General features: G+C 35.3%; 5 protein-coding genes and 1 pseudogene. 2 read left to right on the top strand and 4 right to left on the bottom strand.

From position 1 onward, the window contains the following. Positions 1 to 157: 157 nt before the first annotated feature. Positions 158 to 448 (bottom strand): putative quinol monooxygenase, encoded by a 291-nt coding sequence (locus Q0791_RS23895; RefSeq protein WP_299011775.1) that lies wholly within the window; start codon positions 446 to 448, stop codon positions 158 to 160. Between the two features lie 278 nt (positions 449 to 726). Continuing rightward, positions 727 to 1,191, bottom strand: a complete 465-nt coding sequence (locus Q0791_RS23900; protein WP_299011771.1) for a GNAT family N-acetyltransferase — start codon at positions 1,189 to 1,191, stop codon at positions 727 to 729. 259 nt (positions 1,192 to 1,450) lie between these two features. On the opposite strand from Q0791_RS23900, the gene Q0791_RS23905 reads away from it, so the two are divergent. Further along, entirely contained in the window at positions 1,451 to 2,383 is a 933-nt protein-coding gene (locus Q0791_RS23905) for a porin (RefSeq protein WP_299011772.1), read from the top strand. Positions 2,384 to 2,887: 504 nt separating this feature from the next. Further along, positions 2,888 to 4,387, top strand: a complete 1,500-nt coding sequence (locus tag Q0791_RS23910) for a peptidase (protein WP_299011773.1) — start codon at positions 2,888 to 2,890, stop codon at positions 4,385 to 4,387. Positions 4,388 to 4,438: 51 nt separating this feature from the next. Here Q0791_RS23910 and Q0791_RS23915 read toward each other — a convergent pair whose 3' ends face one another. After that, the gene (locus Q0791_RS23915; RefSeq protein ID WP_299011774.1) at positions 4,439 to 5,965 is read right to left on the bottom strand and encodes a M14 family zinc carboxypeptidase; all 1,527 of its coding nucleotides are present in this window, start codon (positions 5,963 to 5,965) and stop codon (positions 4,439 to 4,441) included. A gap of 36 nt (positions 5,966 to 6,001) precedes the next feature. Next, positions 6,002 to 6,931, bottom strand: a pseudogene (locus tag Q0791_RS23920) (DUF3541 domain-containing protein); the annotation flags it as partial. Between the last annotated feature and the right edge of the window lie 92 nt (positions 6,932 to 7,023).

Raw genomic sequence — 7,023 nt, forward strand, 5'->3', positions numbered from 1 at the left:
GATTATTTGCTCCCAGCATACCAAAATGTGACATCTCTAAATTGGGGAAATGTGACATTACTATATTGGATCTACATGGCTGTGCAAAAACGACACGACTAACAGCAAAAAGCCCGCATATGCGGGCTTTATCAATGACCATTTTCAACACTGGTCATTAAGCTATGTGTGTCATCTCATTTAACGTAAAGTTTTCAACCGCCCCATCCGTTGCGGCCATATAGGCTTGTAAATGGGTATTATTCATATGAGTTTGCCATAACTCTCGGCTTTCCCAGTTTTCATAAAACATAAAGACCGCAGGATCTGTGTTATCTTGATGAAGATCATACTGCAGACAACCTTCTTCTTGTCGAGTTGGTTCAATCAATTTTAATAGTTCGGCTTTCACTAACTCAATTTTGTCTGTTTTAGCTTGAATGCGTGCCACAATAGTCAATTTTGTCATCATGTTTTCTCTTTATTTATGAAGTGGAAAGAGTATAGCGCTTAAATTCACTATGAGTTAGAGGCTAATTATTCATACACTATCAAAAAATAATTGATAATCAAGATAACTTCATCAGCGACTCTGGTGAAGCTCGCACTTCTAGTTGTATCATCTTAAAAGGCAATAAGCATTTCGGCCCTTTTTGTCTTTTAAATCTTTTGTCTTTTAAAAGAGTACGCCTTGAATGAAGCACACTTACCCACTGTACGCACTCTAAAAATAGGCATCTTGAAGTATCACAGGTATAGCTTCATCGGCACATCAGAAAACCCATTTCGTGTCCTCACACCGTCAATGGCCCTGAAGCCCCACTTTTTGTAAACGGCTTGTGCCGATATGGCTGAATTGACCGTAAAGCAAGTTAAAGGGCATAAAGTTAACGCATTGTTTTTTGCCACTTGCCATAGCTGATTGGCAATATTTTTTCCCTGAAAGGCTTCCATAACAAATAAATGCAATAAATGAGAGACATCTTTCATCCCAATCACACCGACTATCTGGTTATGGATAGTTGCAACAAAATAATCCCAGTGCTTATTAAAAGCTTCCATCAGCGAATCAACCGATAACGAAGCCAATAGCTTGCCTTTTACGTCATCAGCTAACTCAAAAGTGATGTATTTTTCCGTCAGCTCTATCATCAAGTGACTTATCGCTTTTATATCCGTTTCTACAGCGGGGCGAATATGAACTTCTTCCATCTATGATTCCTTTTCTATTCTGGCATTTAATAACAGGGTTACAGTCAATAAAGTAACACAATAAAAGTATCATTATGATATGAATATATTTTTTATATTTTACCTCTTATTCTTTATTTAACTTGCTAACTTATTCTAGACGGCAGAAAAACCACAGTGAACGTATACATCTTATTAACAATTGTGCATCATAAGCATTCAACTCAATACCAATCCGCTAATGCTTATCATGCACATTATTTCCTTCGGCGTTATATTCATGCTCATTAATTTATTCACTTTGCCTATATTCACCCTGTCTGCTAACGCTGAAGAAAGCCACATTTTTGGCAACCTCAGTATTAGTCCAGAATATATGGAAACAGTGACAGCTAAGATGAACATTTCTATCTATGGTTATTTGGGCATAAGAGGAGAAAGACCCATAAATAAAGCGCTTAATCTTTTTTACAATATTTCTTATGAAATGGAGAGCGGAAAAGATAATGAAAATGACTTTTCCCCAAAAGATCAATATATCGGTCTGCAAGGAAACTTAGGTGTCATAGCCCTTGGACGAGATAAAACCTTATTGAAACGCTCAGAAGGTAATGTCGACTTGTTTAATTATTTATCTGCAGATATTAAATTCCTTTTCAAAGGGCAAGATAGACTGCCCCAAACAGCCACCTATGTCACTCCCACTTGGCAAGGCAGCAATGTAGGCATAAGCTACTTAACAAATGCCAATGAAGAACAATATGGTATGAACGGTTATAGTATTGCAGCGAGATATGGAGACACTTTGCTCAACGACTCAGCTCTCTATACCGCAATCGCTTATGATCATAATGTTAAAGGGTATAATATTTTTCGAGCCACATTCCAGAGCCAGTTCAACCAACTCATCCTAGGAGGCATGTATCAAAGACAAGAACAAGTCTACTCACTGGGTATAGCAGTGTCAGAGCCTATTAATACCGGTTACATGCTAAGTCTTATTTATCCATTGAATAGCGTCAATATAAAAGGGCAATTCCAAATAATGGAAAATACAGGCCGCTCTGCCGCTATAGGCCTTGAATACTCACTCTCTAACGCCATTGATTTATTGCTGTATTATGTAAATCGCTGTTATGACGAACAAATTAACGATCCTATCGACTCCACAGAAGAAAAATACCTAGGGATCAATATTAATTATTTATTTTAAATACCCTTGACATCATTCGATACAATCATCATTTGAAAATTTATCCATCACAGATTGAATTAAATCATGAAAAATATTCATCAATAGACATAAGTCTAAAAAAACAATATAAACAATGTTAATTCATTTAACATTATCACTTTAAAAAAATAATATAAAAAACACTCAAAACTATTTTATAAAAAACTAATCCAATTAGACGTCAATAACTATGCTTGCCTCAAAAAATTTAACGCCCTCTAAATTAGCAAATTCAATATTAAAATAAAAAATAAATCTTTAACAAAAAAACAAAATTAAGAACTAGCTTATATTCAAAATCAAAAAGCCAATAATAAATATCATTTACACAAGTGAATTCTTGTTATACCTTCAACAATGAAATTTAAAACTTATCAATATGGAGAAGTCTATTTATTTAAAACTTTATTATCTAGCCGGTATATAAAACAATTAAATTAGACAAAAACGCTTGAATTTAATTTTATAACAAAGGAAATTGTCATGAAAAAACATATATTATCACTGTCGATAAGTGCTGTTTTACTTTCTATATCAACTTCAACTTATGCAAATGATAATGTCATCCCTTTTTTTAAAGAGTTTCATAAAAACCCTGCAAAGATAATGAATAAGCTACCTGAAAAACATAGTCATAGACAACAACAGCCCTCCTTATACTTTTCTCAAGAACAGATAAATAATAATGAATTTGTCACATTTAAAGATAAATTACGGGAACAATTTATCAAAAAAAATAGCCAGCCTAACAATTTTGGTGAATTGAGCCAAATAAACTATCAAAAAGATAATCCAGCCTACTTAATTGATCTCGGTTTTAATATAGAAACGAATTTAGTCAAACTTGATGGTAAAGCTAGTCGAGAGAGTCACTTACCTAGAACAGCTTGGTCAGACACCTATTGGCCACTTTATTCTGGTGCCAGTGCTTGGCGATATGCAGACTATCCTTCAGCAAGTAATTGGCAAGAATATTATGACTTTTCACACACAACAAAACCTGTAGAACAATATATCAATGATGATAGAAAAAACCTTTCCCCTGCAGAGAAATATGACTTACTCGTTGGCGATTCTAATATGAGCCTCACTAAAAGTGCATGGAACTCAGGTAAACATTACTTTGATGCATATGGTGAAGTGGAAGGATGGATGGGCTTGTGCCATGGATGGGCTGCCGCTGCTTATATGATGGACAGACCCAAAAATGCGATTAATGTTAAAGATGCAAAAGGTGAAGATCTCACCTTCTATCCATCTGATATCAAAGCATTAAGCACTCTACTCTGGGCAAGCGCTCCATATCAAAGCAACTTCATGGGTCAAAGGTGCAATATCAAAAATCCAGAAAAAGATGAAAACGGGCGTATCATAGAGCAAAGTTGTTTTGATAATAATCCAGGCAGTTTCCATACTGCTGTGTTAAATCAAATAGGAATAAGCCAACGCAGCTTAGTGATGGACGCAACCTATGATTATCAAGTCTGGAACCAGCCTATTTTATCCTACAAGATTCAATACGTTAATTTATTATCCAATAAAGCCAAAGACAAACTTCAAGATGCCATCATCAATATTGATGATTATAAACAAGATAAATTTAAGTCTTATCGTGCCAATCAAGCCACTCACATTGTCGGTGTTAAAATGGAACTGGAATATTTATCTGAAAATAGCCCGACTCACAATAAAACGGATAATGAGCATTATGACCATACAGTTACCGTTAATTATTTCTATGATTTAGAATTAGATGATAAAGGATCAATCATTGGAGGCGAATGGTACTCTAACGCTCATCCTGACTTTTTATGGACACCGACAACAACAGCTATTGCACAATCCTATCCTAAAGTCTATGGCGAATGGAAAGAAGGATATTCTATTCCAACTTATTGGCAAAAACGCGCCATAAGCGCCTCAAATAATAATCAACCTCTCACTAAAGTGGTTTATGAATTAGTCAAACGCTCAAGTAAATAGCAGGGGAATAGACCCAAATCCGTAACCGATTTGGGTCTTCAGTCACTTGACTCAAAGCGACTTTATCTCTTTCAATGGCAGTATACTAGGCACTTGATTAATTTTTAAATTCTCATAGTGATTTTGATAAAGTCCATATCCAGATCGAGGATCAAGCAATAAGCTGGCTAACACACCTAAAGGCTGATCTAAGGAAACAATCAAATTATTTGGATTCAATTCCAGCACTTTATCTTCTTCATCAAAATTCAAAATAGTCTCAATTCTTGTGCCAATACCCGCTTCCTTGCGCTCTTCCTTATTCTTCAAACGTAAACTCACCCCTGACCATTTTCCTTTACTGGCATGCATGACTTGAATACCGTGTAAAGCCAGCCAAGTGCTTAGTTGCCCTTCATTATCCATAATCGCATAGCCAGCAGGCCTTTGATAAGTTTGACTCGCAACCACATTACTCCAGTTAGGAAAGGAGTGAATTTCTTTTATACCTGTTTTAATATTAACTAAGGAAATGTTTCTATTTGGCTTTAATTTATTCAAAGAATAATTCACATTTGCGATGATTTTCTCTTTCATGCTTTCATCGCAACAAGTTAAGGCTAAAATATCGGCTTTATTATTGCTCACCTGATCTAACACACTTTTTAAGGCAACTTTTTGCCTCATCACTCGATTTTTTATATTCTCAGGTGTTAAAAAATGCCGTTTCTGATAATCTTTTTTACTCTCTAACAAAATAGATAATACATGATGAAAAGAAGCATAGTTTCTTAATGTATTGATCGTCGATCTGGCTCCTGTTAAAGGCTGATTAAGCCTTACAATTGCTCCTTGATACTTCTGGGCGATACTTCCTTGATAGAAAACTTCTTTCATCACAGCAGGTAAAAAATGATCATTAGCAAAATCTTGTATTTTCTTAAAGGCGTTTGCATTATTACTGGTTTCGAATTGACTCACCACATCCGTTAAATAGCCTTGCTTACCTGTCAGTACCGATTTATATGTACTCGATTCATGAATATCTAACAACACATTAGGTGACTCGGTATTGATCACACTCACCACAGCTCTTGCTTCTGGTGTCTTAAGTGATACATAGTCCGCATTAATATTAATGCCTTTTCCATTTTCTCGCGTCTCTTTATCCCAACCATCGGGATTCACCAGAGGAATGATAACAATATCAATATTATTTAATAAATTATCATCTTTTTTACCACTTAACTCTTTTAAAAATGACAAAATAGCTAAGGTTCCTGAAGGCTCATCACCATGCTGACCCGCCGTGATCACAAGTTTAACTTTAGCTTTAGTTGCCGCCTGTTTTGCCGATGTTAAACTGACTTTTACAATAGGTTGCTTATTGTCAGAATAACCGATACTTTCAACATGTATCCGTTTATCTTTTGAAGCCAACTCATATAAAACATGCTCCACTTCTGCTGCTGTTAATTTTTGATGATAGAAATCAGCATTAGCATTCTGGCTGACTGCAAGCGCTTGACTGATATATAACAAAGGTATTGTCAATACTAAAAATAACCGCATATAGGCTTTTCTATACAAAGATAGCATACAGACCCCCATTCATGAAATTAACTTAACTTGGCATTATTTGGGTTCGATCCCATAAGGAAGATTAGCAAAAATAGCCGAATTAGACTGGTAAGTGGGTCTACTATTTGCTCCACCCCAGTCAAGTAACATAATAGCAAGTACGTTTCTATGCTCTCCATAAGCAAGTTCAAAGTTTCCATTCACCGAAGGGATCATATTCCTTTTTTTATCAATGGCATTATAAATATATTGTTTCGCTTTAATAACAACAGGATCCTTCTCTTTATTAGCAAGTAAAAATGATATACCCACTTCAGCAATCACATCCGCTTTTGTTCTTGCTAATATTGTATCAATATTCTTTCTGAAATAGTCATAAATCCATTTAAAATCAGTTTCATTAACATTTTTCTGGTAATATTCTGAAGCAGAAAATATAAGATGTGTCATGCCATATATTTTATTACTATACTGCTGATTGCTGATATTTTTGTCATTAGCATCAGGGTACACTGTTTTAAATTCAGAGATAAAACTATTCACTACATCTTGCTCTCCAAGTTGGCGTAGATAATAAACTTGATTGGCAAGTTGTGCTGCCCAAGCACGGATCATGTCAGGATCGGATACATAAGATTCAAAACTCTGACTTCTAATTATGCGCCTAAGATTTTCATCTACTGTACTTTTTAGTCCATATTGATTAAGTCTAGCCATTGCCTCTAATAGTCTATTTCCTATCAATAAGTATTCAGGCATCTCTGTTAGTGTCTTTAATCGTAACTTAGCTCGAACAGGATCCGTATCAGTAAAGCCTTGATTGACTATATTTACGTAATCTGTCACTTGATCTACTGTTGGTATCGCTGCATTGGCTTTATTCAAAATACTGGCATTTTTGGCCAAATCAACCCAAATGCTGCTCTTAAAATCTGCATTACCATATTGCCTAAACATCCTTAAACCAAAATGTCCCATCTGAGAAAAGGGTAGTTTATGATAACCTCAGATCGGTTTAACGCATTACTGTCATCGCGTTGAATTCGGCTGATGTTATATTAAGTTGTGGCTTTCTC

The organism is uncultured Shewanella sp. (genome assembly GCF_947495455.1).
Classification (GTDB): domain Bacteria; phylum Pseudomonadota; class Gammaproteobacteria; order Enterobacterales; family Shewanellaceae; genus Shewanella.

What these genes read in the sequence shown, in the direction of transcription:
- Q0791_RS23895 (WP_299011775.1), bottom strand. Translation starts at nt 448, where the DNA reads ATGACAAAATTGACTATTGTGGCACGCATTCAAGCTAAAACAGACAAA.
- Q0791_RS23900 (WP_299011771.1), bottom strand. Translation starts at nt 1,191, where the DNA reads ATGGAAGAAGTTCATATTCGCCCCGCTGTAGAAACGGATATAAAAGCG.
- Q0791_RS23905 (WP_299011772.1), top strand. Translation starts at nt 1,451, where the DNA reads ATGCTCATTAATTTATTCACTTTGCCTATATTCACCCTGTCTGCTAAC.
- Q0791_RS23910 (WP_299011773.1), top strand. Translation starts at nt 2,888, where the DNA reads ATGAAAAAACATATATTATCACTGTCGATAAGTGCTGTTTTACTTTCT.
- Q0791_RS23915 (WP_299011774.1), bottom strand. Translation starts at nt 5,965, where the DNA reads ATGCTATCTTTGTATAGAAAAGCCTATATGCGGTTATTTTTAGTATTG.